Source organism: Geothrix edaphica (assembly GCF_030268045.1).
Classification (GTDB): Bacteria; Acidobacteriota; Holophagae; order Holophagales; family Holophagaceae; genus Geothrix; species Geothrix edaphica.
Genome location: NZ_BSDC01000001.1, coordinates 1013401 through 1036895 on the forward strand (window position 1 = coordinate 1013401; position 23495 = coordinate 1036895).

The 23495-nt window shown below is 69.4% G+C and carries 21 protein-coding genes; 3 read left to right on the plus strand and 18 right to left on the minus strand.

All coding sequences use genetic code 11. From position 1 onward, the window contains the following. Positions 1-3: 3 nt before the first annotated feature. From QSJ30_RS04515 to QSJ30_RS04545, 7 genes are all read right to left on the minus strand, one after another. Positions 4-2733, minus strand: coding sequence for a WD40/YVTN/BNR-like repeat-containing protein (locus tag QSJ30_RS04515; RefSeq protein WP_285606846.1), 2730 nt, complete (start codon positions 2731-2733; stop codon positions 4-6). Between the two features lie 66 nt (positions 2734-2799). Next, a complete protein-coding gene (hutU, locus tag QSJ30_RS04520; RefSeq protein ID WP_285606848.1) occupies positions 2800-4464 on the minus strand; it encodes a urocanate hydratase in 1665 nt (554 codons plus the stop codon). 51 nt (positions 4465-4515) lie between these two features. Beyond that, a complete protein-coding gene (locus QSJ30_RS04525) occupies positions 4516-5376 on the minus strand; it encodes an MBL fold metallo-hydrolase (RefSeq protein WP_285606850.1) in 861 nt (286 codons plus the stop codon). Positions 5377-5398: 22 nt separating this feature from the next. Then, positions 5399-6388, minus strand: coding sequence for an aldo/keto reductase (locus QSJ30_RS04530; RefSeq protein WP_285606852.1), 990 nt, complete (start codon positions 6386-6388; stop codon positions 5399-5401). A gap of 155 nt (positions 6389-6543) precedes the next feature. Further along, complete coding sequence (locus QSJ30_RS04535; RefSeq protein WP_285606854.1) at positions 6544-7194, minus strand: NAD(P)H-dependent oxidoreductase; 651 nt, start codon at positions 7192-7194, stop codon at positions 6544-6546. 29 nt (positions 7195-7223) lie between these two features. After that, positions 7224-7544 carry a thioredoxin gene (trxA, locus tag QSJ30_RS04540; RefSeq protein WP_285606855.1) on the minus strand — a complete coding sequence of 107 codons (321 nt, stop codon included), beginning with the start codon at positions 7542-7544 and terminating at the stop codon, positions 7224-7226. Positions 7545-7608: 64 nt separating this feature from the next. Then, positions 7609-8160 (minus strand): flavodoxin family protein, encoded by a 552-nt coding sequence (locus tag QSJ30_RS04545; RefSeq protein ID WP_285606857.1) that lies wholly within the window; start codon positions 8158-8160, stop codon positions 7609-7611. A gap of 105 nt (positions 8161-8265) precedes the next feature. Between QSJ30_RS04545 and QSJ30_RS04550 the strand changes: the two genes are divergently transcribed. Then, on the plus strand, positions 8266-8676 hold the full coding sequence (locus QSJ30_RS04550) for a winged helix-turn-helix transcriptional regulator (RefSeq protein ID WP_285606859.1): 411 nt from the start codon (positions 8266-8268) through the stop codon (positions 8674-8676). Here the strand turns inward: QSJ30_RS04550 and QSJ30_RS04555 are convergent. The 6 genes from QSJ30_RS04555 to QSJ30_RS04580 form a co-directional block, all read right to left on the minus strand. Then, complete coding sequence (locus QSJ30_RS04555) at positions 8666-9220, minus strand: nucleotidyltransferase family protein (RefSeq protein WP_285606861.1); 555 nt, start codon at positions 9218-9220, stop codon at positions 8666-8668. The genes QSJ30_RS04550 and QSJ30_RS04555 overlap by 11 nt on opposite strands. Next, complete coding sequence (locus QSJ30_RS04560; protein WP_285606863.1) at positions 9217-10194, minus strand: XdhC family protein; 978 nt, start codon at positions 10192-10194, stop codon at positions 9217-9219. Before QSJ30_RS04560 ends, QSJ30_RS04555 begins: the two co-directional genes overlap by 4 nt. A gap of 7 nt (positions 10195-10201) precedes the next feature. Continuing rightward, positions 10202-12352 carry a xanthine dehydrogenase family protein molybdopterin-binding subunit gene (locus QSJ30_RS04565; protein ID WP_285606865.1) on the minus strand — a complete coding sequence of 717 codons (2151 nt, stop codon included), beginning with the start codon at positions 12350-12352 and terminating at the stop codon, positions 10202-10204. Further along, the gene (locus QSJ30_RS04570) at positions 12349-12822 is read right to left on the minus strand and encodes a (2Fe-2S)-binding protein (protein WP_285606867.1); all 474 of its coding nucleotides are present in this window, start codon (positions 12820-12822) and stop codon (positions 12349-12351) included. Before QSJ30_RS04570 ends, QSJ30_RS04565 begins: the two co-directional genes overlap by 4 nt. Positions 12823-12891: 69 nt before the next feature. Beyond that, a complete protein-coding gene (locus QSJ30_RS04575) occupies positions 12892-15039 on the minus strand; it encodes a xanthine dehydrogenase family protein molybdopterin-binding subunit (protein ID WP_285606869.1) in 2148 nt (715 codons plus the stop codon). Beyond that, a complete protein-coding gene (locus tag QSJ30_RS04580) occupies positions 15036-15497 on the minus strand; it encodes a (2Fe-2S)-binding protein (RefSeq protein ID WP_285606871.1) in 462 nt (153 codons plus the stop codon). The genes QSJ30_RS04575 and QSJ30_RS04580 overlap by 4 nt, the downstream gene beginning before the upstream one ends. 132 nt (positions 15498-15629) lie before the next feature. On the opposite strand from QSJ30_RS04580, the gene QSJ30_RS04585 reads away from it, so the two are divergent. After that, positions 15630-16208 carry a peptidylprolyl isomerase gene (locus QSJ30_RS04585; RefSeq protein WP_285606873.1) on the plus strand — a complete coding sequence of 193 codons (579 nt, stop codon included), beginning with the start codon at positions 15630-15632 and terminating at the stop codon, positions 16206-16208. Here QSJ30_RS04585 and QSJ30_RS04590 read toward each other — a convergent pair. Then, complete coding sequence (locus QSJ30_RS04590; protein ID WP_285606875.1) at positions 16183-16893, minus strand: protein kinase family protein; 711 nt, start codon at positions 16891-16893, stop codon at positions 16183-16185. The genes QSJ30_RS04585 and QSJ30_RS04590 overlap by 26 nt on opposite strands. Positions 16894-17198: 305 nt before the next feature. Between QSJ30_RS04590 and QSJ30_RS04595 the strand changes: the two genes are divergently transcribed. Then, positions 17199-18311, plus strand: coding sequence for a DUF2344 domain-containing protein (locus QSJ30_RS04595; protein ID WP_285606877.1), 1113 nt, complete (start codon positions 17199-17201; stop codon positions 18309-18311). Here the strand turns inward: QSJ30_RS04595 and ftsW are convergent. From ftsW to ftsH, 4 genes are read right to left on the minus strand one after another with little or no spacing between them, the layout of a single operon-like run. Continuing rightward, the gene (gene ftsW, locus QSJ30_RS04600; RefSeq protein ID WP_285606879.1) at positions 18303-19421 is read right to left on the minus strand and encodes a putative lipid II flippase FtsW; all 1119 of its coding nucleotides are present in this window, start codon (positions 19419-19421) and stop codon (positions 18303-18305) included. The two genes, QSJ30_RS04595 and ftsW, sit on opposite strands and share 9 nt — an antisense overlap. A 1-nt stretch (position 19422) precedes the next feature. After that, the gene (locus QSJ30_RS04605; protein WP_285606881.1) at positions 19423-20739 is read right to left on the minus strand and encodes a phosphohexomutase domain-containing protein; all 1317 of its coding nucleotides are present in this window, start codon (positions 20737-20739) and stop codon (positions 19423-19425) included. A gap of 9 nt (positions 20740-20748) precedes the next feature. Continuing rightward, positions 20749-21567: a dihydropteroate synthase gene (gene folP, locus QSJ30_RS04610; RefSeq protein ID WP_285606883.1), complete on the minus strand. Its 819-nt coding sequence runs from the start codon at positions 21565-21567 to the stop codon at positions 20749-20751. After that, complete coding sequence (ftsH, locus tag QSJ30_RS04615) at positions 21564-23495, minus strand: ATP-dependent zinc metalloprotease FtsH (RefSeq protein ID WP_420798758.1); 1932 nt, start codon at positions 23493-23495, stop codon at positions 21564-21566. The genes folP and ftsH overlap by 4 nt, the downstream gene beginning before the upstream one ends.

The window sequence follows — 23495 nt, forward strand, 5'->3', positions numbered from 1 at the left end:
CGGTCAGCGGGTTTCGATGCCGGGGGCGATGGTGACCTGGACCTTCTGCTGCACCTTGGCGGCGCCCAGAGTCAGGGTGGCAGTGTAGGTGCCGGGGCGCACGAACTTGTCGGGGCCCAGGCCGCCGTACTCGGTGAGCAGGGTCTTGGTCGGGCGCAGGTTCCAGGCCACCCGTCCCAGGCCCGGCGTACGGGGCAGGGGGAAGGTGGCCACGGGCTGGCCTTCGGCATTGGTGATCGAAAGGCTGGGAGCCTCGTCGCCCAGGTCGCGGATCCAGTAGGTGAGCACCGCGCCCTCGGGCGGGTTCTCCCCGCGATAGATGCCCCTGCCGGCTGAGTCCTCCCAGCCGGGCAGCAGATAGGCGCCTTCCGCGGGACGCACGGGGAAGAGCTCCAGCGGCTTGGCGGCGACCTCGGCGGTGAGGGCCTCCAGGGGCGAGATGTCGTCCAGTACATAGAGGCTGCGGCCGTGGGTGGCGATGACGAGATCACGCTCCCGGGGCTGGATCTGAAGGTCGTCCACAGCCACGGCGGGCAGGCCGCCGAGCTTCACCCAGTTCGCACCCCGGTCCAGGCTCGCGTACAGGCCGGCCTCGGTGCCTGCATAGAGCAGGTCCGGGTTCACCGGATCTTCCCGGACCACCTTCACGGGCACGTCCGGAGGCAGGTTGGCGGCGAGGCTCTGCCAGGTGCGTCCGCTGTCGGCCGTGCGGTAGACCAGGGGGGCGTAGAGGCCGGCCCGGTGGGCGTCCACGGCCAGGTAGGCCACCTTGGCGTCGCGCCTTCCGGGCTCGATGCGGCTCATCCACTGGCCGCGGGCCGGCGTGGGCACGAAGGCGCTGAGGTCCGTCCAGTGGCCGCCGTCGTCCTCGGTGAGCCAGAGCTTACCGTCGTCCGTGCCGGCCCAGAGCAGTCCGGCCTTCACGGGCGACTCCGCCAGGGTGTACACCACGCCGTAGGTCTCGGCGCCGCTGCCCGTGGCCGTGGTCTTCTGGGGGTCCCGAGTCGAGAGGTCGGGGCTGATGACCTTCCAGTTCTCCCCGCGGTCCGTCAGGCGGAAGATCCGGTTGCCGCCCAGGTACAGGGCGCCCTTGTCGTGGCTGCTGCCGAAGAGTGGCGCGTTCCAGTTGAAGCGGAAGGCGGGCTGGCCCTCGGCCGGGTTGGGGCGCAGCGTCTTCAGCTCGCCGGTGCGGAGGTTGAAGCGGTGCAGCATGCCCTCCTGGCTCTCGGCGTAGATCAGATCGGGGTCCTGGGAATCGAAGGCGCAGGAGAAGCCGTCGCCCCCGCCGATATTGGTCCAGTCGGAGTTGAGGATCCCGTCCTTGGAGCGGGTGCGGCTGGGGCCCACCCAGTTGAGGTTGTCCTGGAGGCCACCGGCGATGCGGTAGGGCGTGCTGTCATCAAGGGTGATGCGGTAGAACTGGCCCGCAGGGATGCTGTTCAGGTGGAGCCAGGCCTGGCCGGCCTCGTAGCTCTGGTACACGCCGCCATCCGTGCCCAGCAGCAGCCGAGGTGAGACGGGTGGCAGCGCCGGCTCGCCGGGCGCGGGGGGTTCCACCTTCGGGGGATCGGCCTTGGGGAAGGCCAGGGCATGGCAGTCTGCATGGACCTTGCCGAAGAGGTCCTCCCGGAAGCTGCGGCCCCCGTTGTCCGAGACGTGCAGCATGTAGCCCGCCACGTAGACCCGCTGGGGATTCACCGGGTCGATGCGGAGCTGGCTGAAGTAGAAGGGGCGGGGGTTCAGCGCGTTCATGCGGATCCAGCTCTCCCCGCCGTCTTCGGAGCGGAACACGCCGCCGGCGCGGCTCAGGAGGTCGTCGATGCCCACGGTGCCGCCCTGGTCGCTCTGGACCACCGCCATCACGACGTTCGGGTTGCTGCGGGAGACATCCAGGCCGATGCGACCGGTGAGTGTGGGCAGGCCCTTCCCGAGCTTGCGCCAAGTGGCTCCGCCGTCGGTGCTTCGGTAGATGCCGCCGACATCCTGCCCCTCCGAGGCGGCGATGCCACAGCTGAAGGACCAGGGGGTGCGCTGCCGCGCGTAGAGGGTGGCGTAGAGGGTATCCGGGGTCGAGGGATCCAGGACCACATCGCCGCAGCCCACGCGGATGTCCAGGCCGCCGGGAGCCTTGAGGACGGCCTTCCAGGTCTTCCCGGCGTCGGTGGTCTTGAAGAGCCCCCGCTCGCCGCCGGGGTTCCACAGATCGCCCATCACCGCCACCCAGGCGATGGCGGGGTCCTTGGGATGGACCACGACCCGCGGGATGGCCCTGCTGCCCTCCAGGCCCGCCCGGGCCCAGGTGGCGCCGCCGTCTGTGGAGCGGTAGACGCCGTTGCCCCAGCCGGAGCTGTTGCGGTCGTTGGCCTCTCCCGTTCCGACCCAAAGCACCTTCGGATCTGAAGGGGCCACAGCCACGGCACCGATGGACTGAACGGGCTGCTTGTCGAAGAGGGGGGAGAAGGTGGCGCCCGCATTGGCGGTCTTCCAGACGCCTCCCGTGGCCAGGCCCACGTAGAACGTGTCGGGGCTTGCCGGATCCACGGCGATGTCGGAAACCCGGCCGCCCATGATGGCGGGCCCGAGGCTGCGGGCCTTCAGGGCCGCGAGACGGGCCGCATCCACGACCGGCCCCTGCGCTTTCGGGGCGGGCGCGGGTACCTTGCCCTTCGGGCCAGCCGTCAGCGAGGCGCAGAGCAGAAGGGCGGACAGCAGGCGCGGAAGGCTGGCGGGCATGGAGACCTCGTCGGGAAGATCCGCCAGCTTACCGCAGGGCTTGAGGTATCCGCTGATCCAGTGGCATCAGCCCTTCATGGGGATGTGCAGGCCGATGGTCTCGGCATGCTCGCGGGCGGTTTCGTAGCCGGCATCGGCATGGCGGAAGACGCCCATGGCGGGGTCGTTCCAGAGCACGCGGGCGATGCAGCGGTCCGCGCGATCGGTGCCGTCGGCCACGATGACCACGCCGCTGTGCTGGCTGTAGCCCATGCCCACGCCGCCGCCATGATGGAAGCTCACCCAGGAGGCGCCGCCGCCCACGGCGGTCATGGCGTTGAGCAGCGGCCAGTCGCTGACGGCATCGGAGCCGTCCTTCATGGCCTCGGTCTCGCGGTTGGGGCTGGCCACGCTGCCGCTGTCCAGGTGGTCGCGGCCGATGACGATGGGCGCCTTCACCTTGCCGGTGCGGACCAGCTCGTTGAACTTCAGGCCCGCCAGGTGGCGCTCACCGGCGCCGATCCAGCAGATGCGGGCGGGCAGGCCCTGGAAGGCGATCTTCTCTTTGGCGGCCTTGAGCCAGCGGATCATGCCTTCGTTCTCGGGAAACAGCTCCATCATGGCGGCGTCCGTCACCGCGATGTCCTCGGGATCGCCCGACAGGGCCGCCCAGCGGAAGGGGCCGATGCCCTTGCAGAAGAGGGGCCGGATGAAGGCGGGCACGAAGCCCGGGAAGGCAAAGGCGTTCTCGAAGCCGGCCCGCTTGGCCTGGGCGCGGATGTTGTTGCCGTAGTCGAAGGTGACGGCGCCGCGACGCTGGAACTCGACCATGGCTTCGACATGGGTCCGCATGGACGCCAGGGCCCGCTCCACGTAGGCCTCGGGCTCCTCCTTGCGCAGGATGGCGGCCTGTTCCAGCGAGAGCCCCGCGGGGATGTAGCCGTTGTATTCGTCGTGGGCGCTGGTCTGGTCCGTGACGAGGTCAGGCTGGAAGCCGCGCTTGAGGATCTCGGGCAGGAGCTCCGCGGCGTTGCCCAGCAGGCCGATGCTCCGGGCCTCGTGGGCGTCCACGTACTGCTGCACCAGGGTCAGGGCCGTGTCCAGGTTGTCGGTCCACTCGTCCAGGTAGCGGGTGTCCAGGCGCTTCTGGATGCGGGTCTGGTCCACCTCGATGCAGAGGGCCACCCCGCCGTTCATGGTGACGGACAGGGGCTGGGCGCCGCCCATGCCGCCCAGGCCGGCCGTGAGGGTCCAGGTGCCGGCCAGTGTCCCGTTGAAGTGCTGGCGGGCGGCTTCGGCGAAAGTTTCGTACGTGCCCTGCACGATGCCCTGGCTGCCGATGTAGATCCAGCTGCCGGCGGTCATCTGGCCGTACATCATCAGGCCCTTCTGATCCAGTTCGCGGAAGTGCTCCCAGGTGGCCCATTTCGGAACCAGGTTGGAGTTGGCGATGAGGACGCGGGGCGCGTCGGGATGGGTCTTCACCACACCCACGGGCTTGCCGCTCTGCACCAGCAGGGTTTCGTCATCGTTCAGGTGCTTCAGCTCCTTCACGATCGCGTAGAAGCAGTCCCAGTTACGGGCCGCCTTGCCCAGGCCGCCGTAGACCACCAGGTCCTCGGGCCGCTCGGCCACCTCGGGATCCAGGTTGTTCATGAGCATGCGCAGCGCGGCCTCCTGGACCCAGCCCTTGCAGTGCAGGTGGGTGCCGCGGGGCGCGGTGATGATGGGGGCATCAGAGGCGGTGGTCATGGGGACTCCGGCGGAACCCCCTAGTTTCCCACGCCTTCCGAGGGATCGCGATCAAGACCGCCGGAGGATGGCCAAGGCCCGTTCCAGTTCGGCCCTCATGGCGAGGGGAGAATCCGCATGGTGGATGCTCCCGTGGCCCGGCAACACCCAGGTGAAATCGAAGTCGAGCAGCCTTTCCAGACTGTCAAGCTGCTGCTCCCAGCTGTGCCAATTGTAGGTGCGGGAGGCTGAGAGGCGCCCTTTCTCCGGGTTCCACCACAGGTGGTCCCCCGTGAAGAGGAAGTCCCGGTACAACAGGCACACGCTCCCTGCCGTGTGCCCCGGCGTGGGGATCAGCAGCAGGTCATCGGCCAGGGGGATGGGCTCGCTGCCCTCCACCAGCCGTTCCGGCCAGGTCATCCCCTCGGCCCGGTGCATGACGCGCTCGCAGCCGAACCGTGCGCGGTAGGCGGCGTGGTCCGCCACATCGTCCTGGTGGCTGAGCACCAGCATGGCCACGCCACCCAGGGCCTCCAGGTTCTTCATGAGCGGCTCGGCGGCCCGGGGCGAATCCATGAGCACGTTGCCCCTCGGCCGGCGGATCAGGTAGCTCCAGGCCCCGAAGCTCTTCTCGCTGGTGTAGCCGCAGAAGAAGACATCCTCAGCCAAGGGATGGGGGAAGGCCTTGGCGGCGGCGAGAAGTTCCACCTTGTCATCGGTGCCGATGGAGCCCACGGGACAGGCCACCAGGGCCATGGAGGCCCGGAGCCGCGATACGGAATCGCCGGGCTGGGCGTGGACCTTGGCGTGGTCGCCGCCGTCGGCGAAGGTCTCCGGCGCGAACTGGTAGCAGGTGCCGCAGTCGATACAGGTCCGGTCCACGAAAAAGGGGCCGGGGACGTTGTCGGATTGGGCCTCTGCACGGCGGGCCATGGATCCCTCCGCACCTTGGATGCTAGCGGTTGACCAGACGCATCATCGATTCGGGATAGCGGGGCCCCGCGGCGGCACCCGGCGGGAAGAGGCCGCTGAGCTCCACGAGCTCGCCCGGGCAGAGCACCTGCTCCAGGGCGCCCAGGTTCTCGTCCAGGCGGTCCCGGCGCTTCGTTCCCGGGATGGGCACGATATCGCCGCCCTGGCCCAGAACCCAGGCCAGGGCCAGCTGGGACGGGGCGCAGCCACGGGCGGCGGCCATGTCCTGGAGGCGGGCGACGAGCTCCAGGTTTTCCTGGAAGTTCCCGCCCTGGAAGCGGGGCGAGTTGCGCCGGTAGTCATCCGGCTCGAAGTCTTCGAAGCGCTTGATCTGGCCCGTGAGGAAGCCCCTCCCCAAGGGGCTGTAGGGCACGAAGCCCACGCCCAGCTCGCGGCAGGCCTGCAGCAGGCCGGCCTCGGGATCGCGGGTCCAGAGCGAATATTCAGACTGGACAGCGCTGATGGGATGCACAGCATGGGCGCGCCGGAGGGTGGCCGGGCTCACCTCGGACAGGCCCAGGAAGCGCACCTTTCCGGCCTTCACGAGCTCCGCCATGGCGCCGACGGTATCCTCCACGGGCACCTCGGGATCCTGACGATGCTGGTAGTAGAGGTCGATGGTGGCCACGCCCAGGCGCTTCAGGCTGGCGTCACAGGAGCTGCGGACGTAGTCGGGCCGGCCGCAGACGCCGCGCGCGGCGGGGTTGGCCGGGTCCCGCACGATGCCGAACTTCGTGGCGAGGATCACCTTCTCCCGCACCGGGGCCAGGGCCTTCCCCACCAGGGCCTCGTTGGTGTGGGGTCCGTAGACATCCGCGGTGTCGAAGAAGGTGATGCCCTGGTCCACGGCATGGAGGATCGTGGCCGTGGATTCAGCGTCATCCCGGTGGCCATAGAAATCGGACATGCCCATGCAGCCGAGGCCGAGGGCGGACACCGTGAGTCCCTGGGTTCCGAGGGTGCGGGTCAGCATGGGGACCTCCTTGGGTGAGGCAGGAAAGCCACGAAGAATAAAACTCTCGCAGAGAAAAGAATGAGAAGACGGAGGTCGCAGAGGAAGGCTTTTCCTTCACCTCTGCATCCTCCGCCTTCTCAGCGACCCTCTGCGGGTGTTGTTGCTGTTCGCGCTCAGCGGTGCTCGACGACGTCCTTGGCTTCGAAGCGCACCTTGGGGGCGCTGGCGTACTTGTCATCGGTGGCGCGATAGCCCAACGGGCAAGCGCTGATGGTGGTGTAGCCCGTGCCCTTGAGTTCGAGGATCTCGTCGTACTTGGCGGGCTCGATGCCCTCGAAGGGGCAGGCGTCCACGCCCAGCAGGGCGGCGGAAGTCATGAGGTTGCCCAGGGCGATGTAGGTCTGGCGGGCGGCCCACTCCTGGATGACCGCGTGGCGGGCGCCCTTGACCAGGTCGCCCACCATGTAGCCCTTGTAGCCGGCCAGGGTGTCGATGGCCACGCCGCGCACCTCGGCGATGCGGGCCACGAAGCGGTCCACGTCGGCCTCGGTGATGTCCTGCTTGGCGGTGAGGACCACCAGGTGGCTGCAGTCCTCCACCTGGGACTGGTTCCAGGACGCGGGGCGCAGCTTGGCCTTGAGGGCCGGGTCGGTGACGACGATGAACTTCCACGGCTGCAGCCCGTAGCTGGAGGGCGTGAGGACGAGGGCCTCCTCGATCACGGCCCAGTCGGGGGCGGAGATCTTCTTCGCGGGGTCGAACTTCTTGGTGGCGTAGCGCCAGTTCAGCTGCTGAAGCAGGCTTTCGCCAGAGATGGTGCTCATGAGTGCCTCGGGTACGGGAGGGTGCGGGTTCAAATGACCTGCTGGATGCGGGTCCGCAGCTGGTCGATGGGCAGGGAGCCCACGATCCGGTCCAGCGGCTCGCCGTCCTTGAAGATCACCAGGGTCGGCATGCTGAGAACGTCGTACTGCTCGGAAAGCGGCGTGAAGTCATCCACGTTGAGCTTGGCGAAGCTGATCTTCCCCTTGAACTCCGCGGCCAGGGTCTCGGTGATGGGGGCCAGCTCGCGGCAGGGCGCGCACCAGGGAGCCCAGAAATCCACCACCGTGGTGCCATGGGCGACAGCCTCGGTGAAGGTCTGGTCAGTGAGGTGCTGGATGAGGTCGGACATTCGGGAACTCCTCCGGGGGCCTTCCAGATTAACGGATCTGGAAGGCTTTCCGGTCATGACAATATCAGGCGCCCTTCGCCCACCGCGTGGCCGCGGAGGCGATGCGCTGCCCCAGGAGCTCGGCGCTCCTGCGGTCCGCCAGGTTGGGCTCGACCTCGGGGGCCACCTGGCCCGCCTGGGCCATGAGGCCCGTGAAGCTGCCGAGACGGTTGATGCCCTCCTCGTTGTAGGGCATCTCGGCGTTGCCGATCCAGACCATGCCGTGCTGCATGGCGAAGATCATCAGGGACTGGAGGGTGTTCAGCTTGTCGCCGCTGGGGCTGCCGCTGATGGTGAAGCCGGCGGCCAGCTTGTCCTTCCACTTCCGCTCGAGCCAGGGCTTGGAGCTGGCATCCATGAAGGTCTTGAAGGGGCCGCTCACGTTGCCCATGTAGGTGGGGCTGCCGAAGATGATGGCGTCGGAGGCCTCAAGGTCCGACCAGTGGGCGTCGATCTCCTCGACGGGAACCAGCAGGACCTTGGCGCCGGGAATGGTCTCTGCGCCGGACTTCACGCTTTCGGCCACCACCTTGGTGTGGCCGTAGCCGCTGTGGAACACGATGGAAAGCTGGGTCATCCTCATCTCCTTTTCGGGGGCTTGCATTCGATTCGCCCGTGATCCAAACTTTAGGTGCTTACGATCGAAAAGAAAGTAGGCACTATTTCGGAAGGTAGGCACCTAATGGTTAGTCATGCGACTCGCAAGGCATGCGCCCTGGCTCCCAACGTCCTCAGCGCCCAGTGCCCGACGCGCCAGGCCCTGGATCTCATCGCCGACAAGTGGACGACCCTGTTGATCTACCTGCTGTCGAAGGGGAAGCAGCGCTACGGCGACCTCCACCGCCAGGTGGGTGGCATCAGCCAGAAGATGCTGACCCAGACCCTGCGGAAGCTGGAGCGGGACGGCCTGGTCACGCGCCACGTCTATCCTGAGGTGCCGCCCCGCACCGAGTACGAGCTGACCAAGCTGGGGCACACGCTCATCGGGCCCCTGGGCGCCCTCTGCGAGTGGGCCGGCACGCACCTGTCGGAGCTGGAGCAGGCCCGCAAGCGCTACGACCATCTGCAGAAGAAGCCCAGCCTCAGCGCCTGATGCTGTCCAGGTCCCCGGGCGCGTCCAGGTCGTCGGCGCCGGCCGGGAAGGGCAGGGAGACCGTCTGCTGACGCAGGAGGAGGGCCTTGGCCCCCCGGTCCCCGCGCAGGGCCAGCAATTCCGGGAAGCACCGCCGCGGCAGCACGGCGGGGATGCCGAGGGTGCCAGCATAGGCGCAGGCCACGGCGCGCGCGGGATGGGCTGCGGCCAAGGCCAGCAGGGCTTCGAGCAGGGCCGCGTCCACGGCGGGTTGGTCCACCGTCAGCAGCAGGGCGGCTTCCACCTCCGGCGCCAGGGCCGCAATGCCCTGGCGGATGGAGCTGCCCATGCCCTCCTGGGCCTCGGGGTTGAAGACCGTCCGGACCTCCAGTCCGTCAAGGCCGGCGTCCCAGGCCCCGATCACGGCCACCACCGGACGGCAGCCGGCGTCCAGGGCGGCCCGGGCAGTGCGGTGCAGCAGGGTCTCGCCGGCCAGGCGCAGGAGAGCCTTGGGGCCGCCCATGCGTCGCCCCGCTCCCGCTGCCAGGATGACGGCCGCGATCATGGGGCCGACACGGGCGCGCGGGATGCCCGCAGGGAACCGCCCGCCCGGCCCTGGAAGCTGGCCTGGATCTCCGCCAGCACGGCCAGGGCGATGGTCTCGGGATCCTCGGCGCCCAGATCCAGTCCCACCGGGCTGTGCAGGCGGTCTCCGAAGTGGAGGCCCTCCGCGGCGAGCTCGGCCACCAGCTTCGCGCTCCGGGCCCGGCTGCCCATGAGGCCGAGGTACCCGGCGCCCGCGTCCCCAAGCAGCCGCAGGGCCTCGAGATCCTTCTGGTAGTTGTGGGTCATGAGCACCACCGCGCTGCGGCCGTCCAGTCCCAGCCCGGGCACCCGCTGGGCGGGGTGGCCCGAGAGGATGCGGTCCGCCTCGGGGAAGCGTTCCGCCCGGGCGAAGGCGGGGCGATGGTCCAGCAGGCCCACGGACCATCCGAGCCCCTTGGCCAGGCGGACCAGGGGCCGGCTGTCATCGCTGGCGCCCAGGACCCACAACGAGACCGGCGGGGGGATGACCTCCAGGATTTCCTCGGCGTCCGGAGCATCCCCCTCACGCAGGCGACGGCGCGGGAAGCCCTCCTTCAGCGAGGTCGCAAGGCGCAGGGGGCGGCGATCCCGCAGCACCTCCTCGACCCAGGCCAGCCAGCCCGGGGGGGCGGCCTGATCCAGCCGCTCCACCAAGATGTCCAGCACCCCTTCGCAGCCGCTGCCGCTGCCCCAGACGAGGTCCGCCTCGCCCCGCAAGTCGTACCGCAGCCGCCGCGGGAGGCCGTCGGCCAGCACCTCCCTGGCCCTTCCGAGCACCTCCCCCTCCAGGCAGCCGCCGCTGAGGGAGCCGCGCAGCACCTGCTCCCCATCGGTGAGCAGGCGGGATCCGGGTCGGCGGTAGCTGGAGCCTTCGACGCGCAGCAGCGTGGCCAGGGCCAAGGGCCCGCCCTGCTCCCGGATCAAGCCGAGGATGTCCTGGAGTTCCTTGTGCATGAGGAGATTATGCCTTGCGCAGAGCCGGTGGGAGGAGCGGCAGACTGCGCAGGCGCTTGCCGGTGGCGGCGAAGACCGCGTTGGCCACGGCGGGCGCCAGGGGCGGCAGGCCCGGTTCGCCCACGCCGCCCGGCGGCAGGTCACTGGGCACGATGTGGACCTCCACCTTGGGCATGGATGGGAGCAGGAGGATCGGGTGGGCCGAGAAACTGTCGGCGGTCACGCGGCCGTCCTTGAGCGTGATCTCGTCGTAGAGGGCGGCGCTGAGGCCGAAGGCGATGCCACCCTCCATCTGGGCCTTCACGTTCCCCGGATTGAGCACCATCCCGCAGTCCACGGCGCAGACCACGCGGTGGACGCGGATGCTGCCGTCGGCCTTGGCTTCCACTTCCGCCACCTGGGCCACATAGGTGCCGCAGTCCAGGTAGGCGTGGGCTGCGATGCCGCGTCCCCAGCCCTTGGGCAGCTTGCGGGTCCGCCAGCCGGCCTTGGTTGCCGCCAGCTCCAGCACGGCGCGGTACCGGGCCGGGTCGAAGGTGTCCCTCCCCAGCTTCCGCGGACCCTTCGGAAGGTTTTCGAGGCGGAAATCGAGGGGATCCTTCCCGGCCGCATGGGCCAATTCGTCCAGGAAGGACTCGGTGACGAAGGGGTTGAAGCTGGCCGGCACGGCCCGCCAGAACCAGATGGGCACCGGCGTGTCGCTCTGGCCCCACTCCACGTGGAGGTTCGGGATGGCATAGGCCAGGTCCGCCGCGCCCGCCAGCTCCGTGGCTTCCGCGGGCCAGGGGAAGTGGTTGGCGGCCGCGATGGAAGGCCCCACGAATCGGTGGCGCCAGGCGAGTGGATGGCCCTGGCCGTCCAGACCCGCCTCCAGTTCGTGGAGGGTGGCCGGGCGATAGCCGTCGTGCTGGAAGTCGTCAGGCCGGGTCCACTGCGCCTTCACCGGCGCGCCGACCGCCTTGGAGCACTCCACGGCATCGAGGATGAAGTCCGCCATGGCGCGGCGGCCGAAGCCACCGCCGGCCAGCGTGACCTGGATCTCGATCTGGTCGGCCTTCAGGCCCGTGAGCTTCTCGACGAAGGGCAGGGTCATCCCCGGGGCCTGGGTGGGGGCCCAGATCATGCAGCGGTCGGGCTTCACGTCCGCCACGGCCACCATGGGCTCCATGGTGGCGTGGGCGAGGAAGGGGGCGTCGTAGGTGGCCTTGATGCGCTTGGCCGCCTTGGGCAGGGCCTGGGCCGCATCACCTTCCTGGCGCACGACCTTGCCCGGCGTCTTGAGCCGCTCCTCGAACTGCCGCCGGAGGGCGGCGCTGTCCACCTTGGCGGCCGGGCCTTCGTCCCACTGCACCTTCAGCGCCTCCCGGCCGGCGAAGGCCGCCCAGGTGTCCTCGCCGAAGACGGCCACGCCGCTCGAAACCTGCAGCACCTTCTTCACGCCGGGCACCTTGAGGGCGGCCGCGGCGTCGAAGGACTTCACCTTCCCGCCGAACACCGGGCACCGCTCGATGCTCGCCACGAGCATGCCGGGGAGGTGGATATCCGTGGCGAACTGGGCCCGTCCGGTGACGATGTCGGGCCCGTCCAGGCGCAGGGTGTCCTTGCCCAGGATCCGGAAATCCCTGGGCGCTTTCAGCGGTGGCTCCGCCGGGGCCGTGAGTTTTGCGGCCCGGGCCACCAGGTCGCCGTAAGCCAGGCTCCGCTTCGTGGGCGGGTGCTGGATCCGGCCCGAGCGCGCCAGGCACTCGGACTTGGCCACACCCCAGGTGTCGGCAGCGGCCTGGAGGAGCATTTCCCGGGCCTGGGCGCCCACCTTCCGAAGGGCCAGGGTGGTGGAGCGCGTGGTCTGGCTGCCGCCGGTGACACCGAGATCGCCGAATCTCGGCGCGGTGGAGGCCTGGAGCACCTTCACGCGGGACCAGTCCGCCTCGAGTTCCTCCGCGATGGCCATGGCCATGCTGGTGCGCACGCCCTGGCCGATCTCCGTCCGCGTGGCCCAGATGGTGATGGAACCGTCGGGATCGATGCGGAGCATGCCGCTGGGCTGGAACGAGGCTACCGGGGCCTGGGCCGCGGCGCCCCTCACCCGCACGGGCAGGGCGAAGGCCAGGGTCAGGGCGCCGGTGGTCTTGAGGAAGTCACGCCGGGTGGTGCTCATGGGGCCACCTCCTTCCGCTGGCCCGCGGCCCGGTGGATGGCCTCGCGGATCCGCAGGTAGGTGCCGCAGCGGCACACGTTCTCGCCCATGGCCTGGTCGATGTCGCGGTCCGTGGGTTTGGGGTGCTTGGCCAGCAGGGCCGCGGCGGTCATGATCTGCCCCGTCTGGCAGTAGCCGCACTGGGCGACGTCCGTCTCGATCCAGGCCTTCTGCAGGGGATGGGCGCCATGGGGGTCCAGGCCCTCGATGGTGGTGATGCGCTTCGTGCCGACGTCGCCCACCGGCGTGACGCAGGACCGCACGGGCTCGCCGCCGAGATGGACGGTGCAGGCGCCGCAGAGGCCCTGTCCGCAGCCGAACTTGGTGCCTGTCAGGGCGAGGCGATCGCGCAGCACCCAGAGAAGGGGCATATCGGGTGGTGCCTCGACCGTGTGGGACTGGCCATTGACCGAGAGCGTGTACTCCGCCATGGGCACCTCCAGCTGGGATGGCGGCCCCCATGCTACGCCCGTTTGATGGCGAGGGTGGGATATGAAAAACTAGATCAATCCATCTTCAATGGGAACTTTCCGGATCCGCTTTCCCGTGGCGGCGAAGACCGCGTTCAGCACGGCCGGGATGACCACGGGCACGGGCGGCTCGCCCATGCCGGAAGGGGCCTCGACGCTGGGGATCACGTGGGTCTCGACGAGGGGCATGTCCCCGAGGCGCAGCACAGGGAAGTCGTGGTAGCCCGTCTGCACGGTACGGCCCTTGTCCCACGTGATCTGGGAGAAGAGGGCCGAGAGGCCGAAGGCGATGCCGCCTTCCACCTGGGCTTCGAGGCCCGCGGGATTCACCGCCAGGCCGCAGTCCACCGCGCAGGTGACCTTGTGCACCTTGAGCCGGCCCTTCACCAGGGAGACCTCCGCCACCTCGGCGGCGTAGGTGCGGCCGTCATAGGCGTGGCACGCAAGGCCGAGGCCATGGCCCGCGGGCAGCTTGCGGCCCCAGCCGGCCTTTTCCGCCGCCACCTCCAGCACCTTCTTCAGGCGCCGGATGTCGGCCGCGTCGCGGCCGAACTTGACGATGCCGCGGTCGCCCAGCAGGTCCAGGCGGAAGCGGAGGGGGTCCTTCCCCAGGGCGTGGGCGACTTCGTCGAGGAAGCATTCCCGGGCGAAGACATTGGGCACGATCTGGATGCCGCGCCACCAGCCCAGGGGCGTGGGCGCTTCCACTTCCGAGAAATCCACGGCGAGGGCGGGGATGGCGTAGGGGATGTCGTAGGCGCCGTTGGCTTCCGTGGTGGCTTGGGAGGGCGCCTTCTGGCCTCCCAGCCAGGACCTCAGCACAGCAGGGCCGGCGATGCGGTGGGTCCAGGCCGCGAGGGCGCCCGCGCCGTCGATCCCCGCGCGCAGTCGGTGGAGCGTCGCGGGATGGTGGAGGTCGTGGCGGAGGTCATCCTCCCGGTCCCACACCACCTGCACGGGACCGCCGCCGGCGGCCTTGGCCACCTGGGCGGCCTCGGTGCTGAAGTCGGTGCCCAGGCGGCGTCCGAAGCCACCGCCGATGAGGGGCACGTTCAGCTTCAGCTGCTCGGCCTTCAGGCCCATGGCCGCGGCGGCGCGATCCTGGGCCCGATTCGCGGACTGGCTGCCCACCCACATCTCGGCGCCATCGCCACCCACCTGGGCGGTGGCGTTCATGGGCTCCACGGTGACGTGGGCCTGGTAGGGGAAGCTGTACTCCGCCTCCAGCACCTTGGCGGCGGCGGCCAGGGCCTTGGCGGGGTCGCCTTCCCGGCGGGCGTCGTCGGCGGGCCCGGTGAGGGCCGCCCGCATCTTCGCTTCGAGCGTGGCGGAATTGAAATCCCGGCCGGTGCCCTCGTCCCAGGTGGCCGCGGCGGCCAGCGCCTCCCGGCCCTTGAAGGCCGCCCAGGTGCTGTCGGCCACGACCGCGAGCCCCGTGGGCACCTTCAGCACGGCCTTCACGCCGCGCACGGCCTTGGCCTTGGCGTCATCCCAGGTTTTGGGCTGGCCCCCGGGCACGGGGCAGCGCAGCACGGCGGCGAAGCGCTGGTCCGGGCGCCGCACATCGAGGCCGAAGACCGCCTTGCCCGTGACGATGGCCGGGCCGTCGAAGCGGGGCGTCCGCTTGCCCAGCAGGCGGTACTCGCCGGGCTTCTTCAGGGGGACATCCTTGGGAACGGGCAGCTTGGCCGCGGCTTCCGCCAGGGCGCCATAGGCCAGCCTCTTCCCGTCGGGACCGAGCACGAAGCCCTTCTCCGTGCGGCACTGGCCCAGGGATACCTTCCACTGGGCGGCGGCCGCGCCCTTGAGCATCTCCCGGGCCGTGGCCCCGGCGCGGCGGAGCGTATCCCAGGTGGTGCTCACGCTGGTGCTGCCGCCGGTGTTCATGGCCTTGAACTCCGGTCCGGGCTGGCCGGTGATGACTTCGACCTTCGACCAGTCGAGGTCCAGTTCCTCCGCCAACGCCAGGGGGAGAGCCGTGCGGACGCCCTGGCCCATCTCCACCTTGGGCACGGTGATCTGCGCCGTGCCATCAGGCCGGATAGTCAGGAAGGCATTGGGGCGGAAGGCCGCCCTGGTGGTCTCCCCAGGGCGGGGTTTGGCCTCCAGGTACACGCCCAGCATCAAGCCCGTGCCGGCGGCGCCGGTCAGTTTCAGGAAGTCGCGGCGGCTGGTCACTTCGCACCTCCGGCGGCGCGCTTCACCGCTTTGCGGACGCGGGGGTAGGTGCCGCAGCGGCAGACATGATCGGCGAAGGCTTCATCGATGTCGTGGTCCGAGGGACGGGCCTTGCGCTTCAGCAGGGCCGCGGCGGTCATGATCATGCCCGGCTGGCAGTAGCCGCACTGGGCCACGTCCTCGGCGATCCAGGCACGCTGCACCGGGTGGGAGCCATCCTTGGACAGGCCCTCCACGGTGATGACGGTACGTCCGGCGGCCTCCTTCAGGCTCGTCTGGCAGGCCTTCACGGCCTGCCCGTCGAGATGGACAGTGCAGGCACCACAGACGCCCTGGCCGCAGCCGAACTTGGTGCCGGTGAGGCCGAGCGTGTCCCGGAGCACCCAAAGCAGCGGCGTGTCGGCGTCGACCTCCACGCTGTGGCCGCGGCCATTCACAGTGAGCTGGTAGGTGGGCATGACGACCCTCGCAAATATCGTGTGACGAGGCTTCCACCCTACGCTCCTGGCCACCGGGTCGCAACGGCGGCGCCACCGCGGGACACCGGAATCGGCGACGCGCTATGCTGGGAGGCCCCCCCGGAGATCCCGATGCGACCCTTGCTCGCTGTCCTTCTGTCTCTTGCAGCGGCTGCCCTGAGCGCCGGCCCCAAGCCCCAGGTGAAGCTCACCACCTCCCTGGGGGTGATCGTGATGGAGCTCGAGCCGCAGGCGGCTCCGCGGACCGTGGAGAATTTCCTGAAGTACGTGAAGAAGGGGCAGTACAACGGCACCATCTTCCACCGCGTCATCCCCGGCTTCATGATCCAGGGCGGCGGCTACGTGGACTACCTGGGGAAGAAGCGGACCGACGCCTCCATCCCCAACGAGGCCGACCGCGCGCTGGCGGCGGGACTCAAGAACAAGCGCGGCACCGTGGCCATGGCGCGGACGCCGGATCCCCACAGCGCCGCGGCGGAGTTCTTCATCAATACGGTCGAGAACCGGTCCCTCGACTTCAAGAGCAAGGCCAACGACAAGACATGGGGCTATTGCGTGTTCGGTCGGGTCGTGAAGGGCATGGACGTCGTGGACCGCATCCAGGCCGTGAAGACCAGCTACAAGCGCAGCGATTTCCCGAACCTTCCCGTGAAGCCCGTGCTCATCAAGGAAGCTGTGCAGATCCAATGATGGACAGGGCCTCCGCGGGCGCACCCAGCTTGCGCAGGCTGCGCTCGAGGCGTGCGCGGTAGCGGGGCCAGAGGTCCGTGCCCGCAGGCGTGAAGCCGGCGCGATCCCAATCCAGGACGAGGGCGCCGCCGCTCGGCGGCAAGAGAATGTTGGTGGCGTTGAGGTCGGGCGACCACAGGCCCCACTCGCAGAGCGAGGCGAGGGCCTGGCGGATGGCGTCGGCGCGTCCGGCGCTGAGATCCCAGCGGCGCGGCCAGGCCTCGCCCTCGGCCAGCCGCGTGAACAGCACGCCCTCCACGCCGATGCCGTTGGGCCGCCACGCATAGCCGAGGGGCTCCACGGTGGGGAAGCCCGCCTCCCAGAGTCCGCGATGGACCGCGTGCTCCGCTGCGAAACGCAGGTGGGTCCGGTAGGTCCGTTCGTTCAGGTGGCGCAGGAGGCCGCCGCGGCGGTAGGGGCGCATCACCAGATCGCCGACGCGGAGAATGCCGCCGCGACCGAAGGCGCCTTCGAGCGGAAGGGCCTCTCCCTCGATGAGCTGGCCGCCGGGCGTACAGACGCGCCAGCCGGGGCCGAGGCCCGGCAGCTCCAGGTTCACGCGGCAGCCCAGCGGACGGAGCGGCCTGCCAGGTTCGTACGGCCACGAAGCCGGCAGGGGGGGGACGATGTAAGGGTCGTGGATCATGTGGATTCCAGCTTGGCGGGTCCCGGGACGGAAGGCAAAGACTGTGTCTGTCCTCCCGCTGGAACGAGCCCGGCGACACCTGTCAACTGTCTCGTCAGGGCGGGAACCTGCCACCAAAAATCAGCACGGACCCAAGTGGCTTGAGCTGGAAGGAATTCTTCCGGATTGCACCCCCGCTTCCCACAAAGGATGTGGAAATCCCTCCCCGCCCCCTCGGTAATGGGGAAAAAATTTTCTCGATTTCTGCACGTCGGCCAAACGCCGTTTGATCCGCGCACGCGGTGCGGCCTCACTATCCTGGAGTCGTGAACGCATCCGCTCCCCATCCCTCCATTCCCGCCGAAGCACTGGCGAGGCAGGCCCGGCTAGCGATGGTGCTGGCCGCCATGGAGCGGCAAGCGGAAAACCTCGAACCCCATCCGCTGCAGACCCTGCGCCAGGCCCTGCAGGGAGAGCCGGCGGATCTCTCCGCGCTCGTCGAGGGATTGGTCGAGGAGGATCTGGTGGAGGAAGGCGCCTGTCTGGTCCGCGCCGAGCGGAGGCAGGCCCGGGAGGAGCCCGCGAAGCAGATCGGCTCCCTCCTGGCGCCACTGGCCACGAAGGCCATGGCGCGGCGAGAGGCGACCTGGCAGCTGGACAGCCGACGCGCCACCGTGCGCCTGGGCTACGCGAAGGACGGCGGGGCCCTGGACTTCGACGAGGGGGACGTACACGCGATCCTGCTCCAGGCCTTCCGCCTTGAGGGGTTCCGCTTGGCCCTGGACTTCGGCAAGCGCTCCCGCCCTTCGCTCCGACTGGAACTGCCGCTGCCCGCGGGGGCCGGCGGCCTGGCGGAATGGGCCGAGGCGGAGCTCCGGATGGAGCCGCCGGAAGCGCACGGGAGCCTGATGGCGCGGATGAACAGGCGGCTGCCGGAAGGGCTGCGGATCCATCACTGGGACGCCTGCCCGCCCTACGCTTCGCCGCTGGGGGAACTGGCTGATGCCTCCCACTGGCGCTGGGAGTGCCCGGCCGACCATGCGGATGGGGCGCGGCTCCGCACGGCCGCGTTCCTCCGCGCGACGGAGTGGCTCTGGGAGAAGGGCGGCCGGATCGAAGGCCGCAAGCAGGTCAAGCAGCTGGACCTGCGGCCCCTGGTGACGGACCTGCGGTGGGAGGGGAATGTCCTCTTCAGCACGACCCGCGCCGAGGTCGGTAACCCCCTGAAGGTCCACGCGGCGATCCTGGGTCTGGAACCCTCGGCCCTCCGCGGCCTCCTGCGCCTGTCCCTGGACCTGAGGCCGGATCCACGGCTCGCCCAGGCGGAGCGCTTCGAGCCCAAGCTCAAGAACATGTACGAGGACGCGGTGCTGCTCAGCGGCGGCTCGAACATCACCCTGGTGGACGAAGATGACGACGAACCCCTGCGCCTAGGCTGAACCTGCCTCCTTGCTGATGGCCAGCAACAGGCCAAGGCAGATGAGGCTGGCGATGAGGCTGTTGGGGCCGAAGGAGATGAAGGGCAGGGGGATGCCCTTGTTGGGGGCCAGCGACAGCACCACGCTCATGTTCATCAGGGCCTGCACCACCAGCAGCAGGACGAAGCCCATGGCGCAGAGCTTGAGGAAGGTGTCGTTGACGCGCCGGGCGATGCGGTAGCCCCGCCAGAGGATCGCGATGAAGAGCGCCAGGATCGCCACGGTCCCGATGAGGCCGGCCTCCTCGGCGATCACCGCGTAGATGAAATCCGTGTGCGCCTCGGGCAGGAAGAAGAGCTTCTGTTTGCCGCCGCCCAGGCCGACGCCCATGAAGCCGCCGTTGCCCACGGCCACGAGGCTCTGGAGGGCCTGGTGGCCCTTGCCGAGGGGATCGGCCGCAGGATTCAGGAAGCTCGTCACGCGGGCCAGACGGTAGGGCGACAGCACCACGAAGGCGGTCCCCAGGGCGCCCAGGACCGGAATGGCCACGGCAAAGATCCACTTGGGCGCGCCGCCGAGGAACACCACCATCAGCGTCACGAAGACGATGAGGAAGGAGGTCCCGAAGTCAGGCTCGCGCAGGATGAGGGCCAGGGGCACCGACATGATGCCGGCCAGCCCCAGCAGCTTGGGCAGGGCATCGCGATGGCTGGTCCAGGCCTCGCGATGGCGGACCATCCAGCCCGCGGCGATGAGGACCGACAGGGGCTTGAAGAGCTCCGAGGGCTGGAGGCTCATGGCCCCGAGCCGGATCCAGCGGTGGGCACCGTTGATCTTGGGCCCGAAGAAAAGCACCGCAGCCAGGAGCAGCACCAGGATCCCGTAGGTGATCTGGAGGGGGCGCGGGTGGTCCTGGAGGGGGGTCAGGTCCACCTGGGAGAGCGCCAGCATGCAGGCGATGCCGATGACGCCACCGAGGAGCTGCCGGGTCAGGAAGGCGGTGGCGGCCGCGTGATTCTGGGAGGCCTTGATGGCGGAGGCGGAGTAGATCCACACCATCCCGACGGCGACCAGGGCCAGCGCGAACAGCACCAGCCAGCGATCCACGGGGCGGCGGACGTCGGGTGCCATGTCAGAGCGCCAGGTCCCGCCGGGCGGCGGCTTCGAGCTCGTGGAGGGCCAGATCCACCCAGGTGGCCTCCTGGGCCTCCACCATGAGCCGGAGTTTGGGCTCCGTGCCGGACCAGCGGACCACCTGGCGCACCCCCTCGCCCCAGCGAGCGTCGATGGCGGCCATGGTGGCCACCAGTTCGGGGCAGGCCTCCACGGCCCGCCGGTCCTTGGCCAGCACGTTCACCAGGCGCTGGGGCCAGGGGCGGAAGGTCCAGGCCCAGCGGCGGTCATTCGGCCGGTGCAGGAGGGCCCGCAGGATGCCGAGCGCGGCAGCCATGCCGTCGCCGCTGGGCCCCACACGCTTCTGGATGAGATGGCCCGAGGCCTCGGCGGCGAGATCCCAGCCGCGCCGGGCCATCTCCCGCAGCAGGAACTTGTCACCCACGGGGGTGCGGACGAAGGGAATACCGGCGTGGGCCAGGGCCTGGGCCAGGCCGCCGTTGGTCATCACGGTGCCCACCACGCCCGGAGGAGCATCCCCGCAGGCCAGGCGATCCTGGGCCAGCAGCCACACCATCTGGTCGCCATCCACCAGGTCGCCCTGGCTGTCGACGAGAAGGCAGCGGTCCCCGTCGCCATCAAAGGCGATGCCCAGCTGGGCCCCCCGCGCCACCACGGCCGCCGACAGGGCGTTGAGGTGGGTCGAGCCCACGCCCACGTTGATGGAGGGACCGTCGGGAGGCACGCCGATCCAGTGGATGGCGTCGCCGCGGAAGAGCTCCAGGGCGGCTTCGGCAGTGGCGCCATGGGCGCAGTCGATCACCACGCCGAAATTACGGGGCAGGTCGAGGCCGCCGAGGTGGGCCAGGTAGGGCCGGAGGTCCAGGTGGCTGGCCGGCAGGGAGATGGTGGTTGGCTCGGGAATGACCTCGAACGCGGCCTCGATGGCGCGCTCCTGGCCCTCCTCGAGCTTCTCGCCCAGCTCGTTGAAGCCCTTGAGGCCGTTGTCCTCAGGCGGATTGTGGCTGGCGGAGATCATGAGACCCCAGGTCTTCTCTCCCTCCATGCTCAGCTTCGCGACGGTCCAGGCCACCGCGGGGGTGGGCGCCATGCCCAGGATCAGCACCTTCAGGCCCATCCCCACGCCCAGGATGAACGCCTCGGACATGGGACCGGAGCTGGAGCGGGGATCCCAGCCCACCACGAGCCGCTTCACACCGGCTTCCCGGGCCACCTGGGCCCAGGCGGCGCCCCAGCGGGACACCTCTTCCAGGGTGAGGGGGGAACGCAGGGCCACCCCGCGAATGCCGTCGGTTCCGAAATAGCGCAGGCTCATGCCGTCAGATTAACCGATGGCGTGCGTCCTGAAGACCCTGTAGCCCCATTCCATGGCTTCCGCGTGGGCCGTGGCGGTAAGGGGATCCCGCTGGTCCGGGGCGAGGCCCGGCGTTCCGGCCCGGGACGCGAGGAACCGCTTGCGGGAGATCCCGATGCAGATCCGGTCCGCCGGCCAGCCCAGGGCCCCGGGCAGGCGGGGCAAGGCGTTCCAGAGTGCGAGATCCTCCGCGAACGTGGTGCCGAAGCCGAAGCCGGGGTCCAGCAGCACGCGGTCATCGGCGATGCCCGCGGCCCGCAGGCGGTCCCGCACCGCGAGCAGTTCAGCGATGGCGGAAGCCGCGTCCTTCGGCGTGGAGTCGGCGTAGGGGGGCATCAGGAACCCCTCCCCAAGGCGACGGCTGCGCATGGCGATGAGGCCGCACCGCGAGGCCGCGGCCAATTCCAGCATGGCCGGCACGGTGAAGCCATCCACATCGTTGATGACAGCGGCGCCCGCAGCGAGACCCTTCGCGGCCACGGCCGCGTGGCGGGTGTCCAGGCTGAGAGGGATGCGCGGCAGGGCCTCCGCCAGGGCCGACAGCACCGGCTCGAGACGGCCCCATTCCGTGGCGGCGTCCACCACCGCGGAACCCGGCCGGGTGCTCTCAGCCCCGAGGTCCAGCATGCGGGCGCCGGAGGCCACCAGGTGTCGGGCCTGGGCCAGGGCCGCGGTGGGCTCCACGAACCGGCCGCCATCACTGAAGGAGTCCGGGGTGAGATTGAGGATGCCGATGAAAAGGGGGCCGCTCGTGAGAAGCGGCCCCCATTGGAACGGCAGGACGGTCACGCGGGCTTCAGGGCCGGGTTCAGACCGGGATCCGTGGAGGGACCCTCCACCGTCGCGGGGGCGGTGGGGGTGCTACCGCTCTTGGGCGGCGGCAGGGTGCCGCCCTTCATGAGGATGTCGATGTCGTTGCCGTCCAGAGTCTCCCGCACGAGCAGAGCCTCGGCGATGGACACCAGCTGGTCGCGGTGGGCTTCGATGGCGGCCTTGGCCCGGCGGTAGTTGCGGAGCACGAACTCCTGCACCTCGACGTCGATGAGGCGGGCCGTGTCCTCGGAGATCTCGCGATGCTGTGCGAAGTCGCGGCCGAGGAAGACCTCGTGGTTGCCGCCCCCGCCGAAATTGAGCGGGCCCAGCTTGTCGCTCATGCCGTATTCCGTGACCATCGACCGGGCCATCTCGGTGGCCTGCTGGATGTCGTTGGCCGCGCCGGTGCTGAGCTGGTTGAAGAAGATCTCCTCCGCGATGCGGCCGCCCATCGCGATGGCGATGCGGCTCTCCATGTAGTCGCGGGTGGTGTTGTAGCGGTCCGTGGTCGGGAGCTGCCAGGTGACGCCCAGGGCGCGACCGCGCGGGATGATGGTGACCTTGTGGAGGGGATCGCTGTCCGGCACCACGGCGGCGACGACCGTATGGCCCGCCTCGTGATAGGCGGTGATGCGCTTGTCCGCTTCGGTCATGACGAGGCTGCGGCGCTCGGCACCCATGTAGACCTTGTCCTTGGCGTTCTCGAAGTCGGCCATCTCGACCCACTTCTTGCTGCCGCGGGCGGCGGTGAGGGCGGCCTCGTTGCAGAGGTTGGCCAGGTCCGCGCCGGCGAAGCCGGGGGTGCCGCGGGCGATGACTTCAAGATCCACGTCGGGGCTGAGGGGGATCTTGTCGGTGGTGTGCACCTTCAGGATCTCGAAACGGCCCTTGACGTCGGGGCGGTCCACCACCACGCGCCGGTCGAACCGGCCGGGGCGGAGCAGGGCGGGATCGAGCACGTCGGGACGGTTGGTGGCGGCGATGAGGATGACGCCCTCGTTGCCCTCGAAGCCGTCCATCTCGACCAGCAGCTGGTTCAGGGTCTGCTCACGCTCGTCGTGGCCGCCGCCCAGGCCGGCGCCGCGATGGCGGCCGACCGCGTCGATCTCATCGATGAAGACGATGCAGGGGGCGCTCTTCTTGGCCTGCTCGAAGAGGTCGCGCACGCGGCTGGCGCCCACGCCCACGAACATCTCCACGAAGTCGGAGCCCGAGATGGAGAAGAACTGGACCTTGGCCTCGCCGGCGATGGCGCGGGCCAGCAGGGTCTTGCCGGTGCCCGGAGGGCCCATGAGCAGCACGCCCTTGGGGATCTTGCCGCCCAGCTTCACGAACTTGGCGGGATCCTTCAGGAACTCCACGATCTCCTTCAGCTCCTCCTTGGCCTCGTCGCAGCCGGCGACGTCCGAGAAGGTGACGCGCTTGGCGCTGCTGGACAGGCCCTTGGCGCGGGCCTTGCCGAAGCTGAGGGCCTTGTTGCCGCCCATCTGGGCCTGGCGCATGAATACGAACCAGAGCACGACAAACACCAGCAGGGGCGCCCAGAACATCAGGACATAGGCGAAGTTGTTCTCGCTGGGCTTGGCGGCCTTGAACTCGTCGAGCTGGCCTTCGGTCTTCCAGCTGAGGATCACCTTGCCCAGATCCTGCATGGGCGGGGCGATGGTGCGGAACTTCTCGATGACCTCGCCGGTTTTGGGGTTCTTCTCGGGCTGCTTGTAGGTGCCCTCGACATCGAACCCGGACAGGGTCACGGACTTGTACTTGCCTCCCACGCCTTCGGTATAGAAGGTCGAGAAGGGAATCTCGATCTGGCGGCTGTTCTGGGGGATCTGGCGGAAAGCCAGCACCAAGAGGGCGATGATGCCCAGCCAGACCAGCACGCTCTTCATCATGGAATTCAA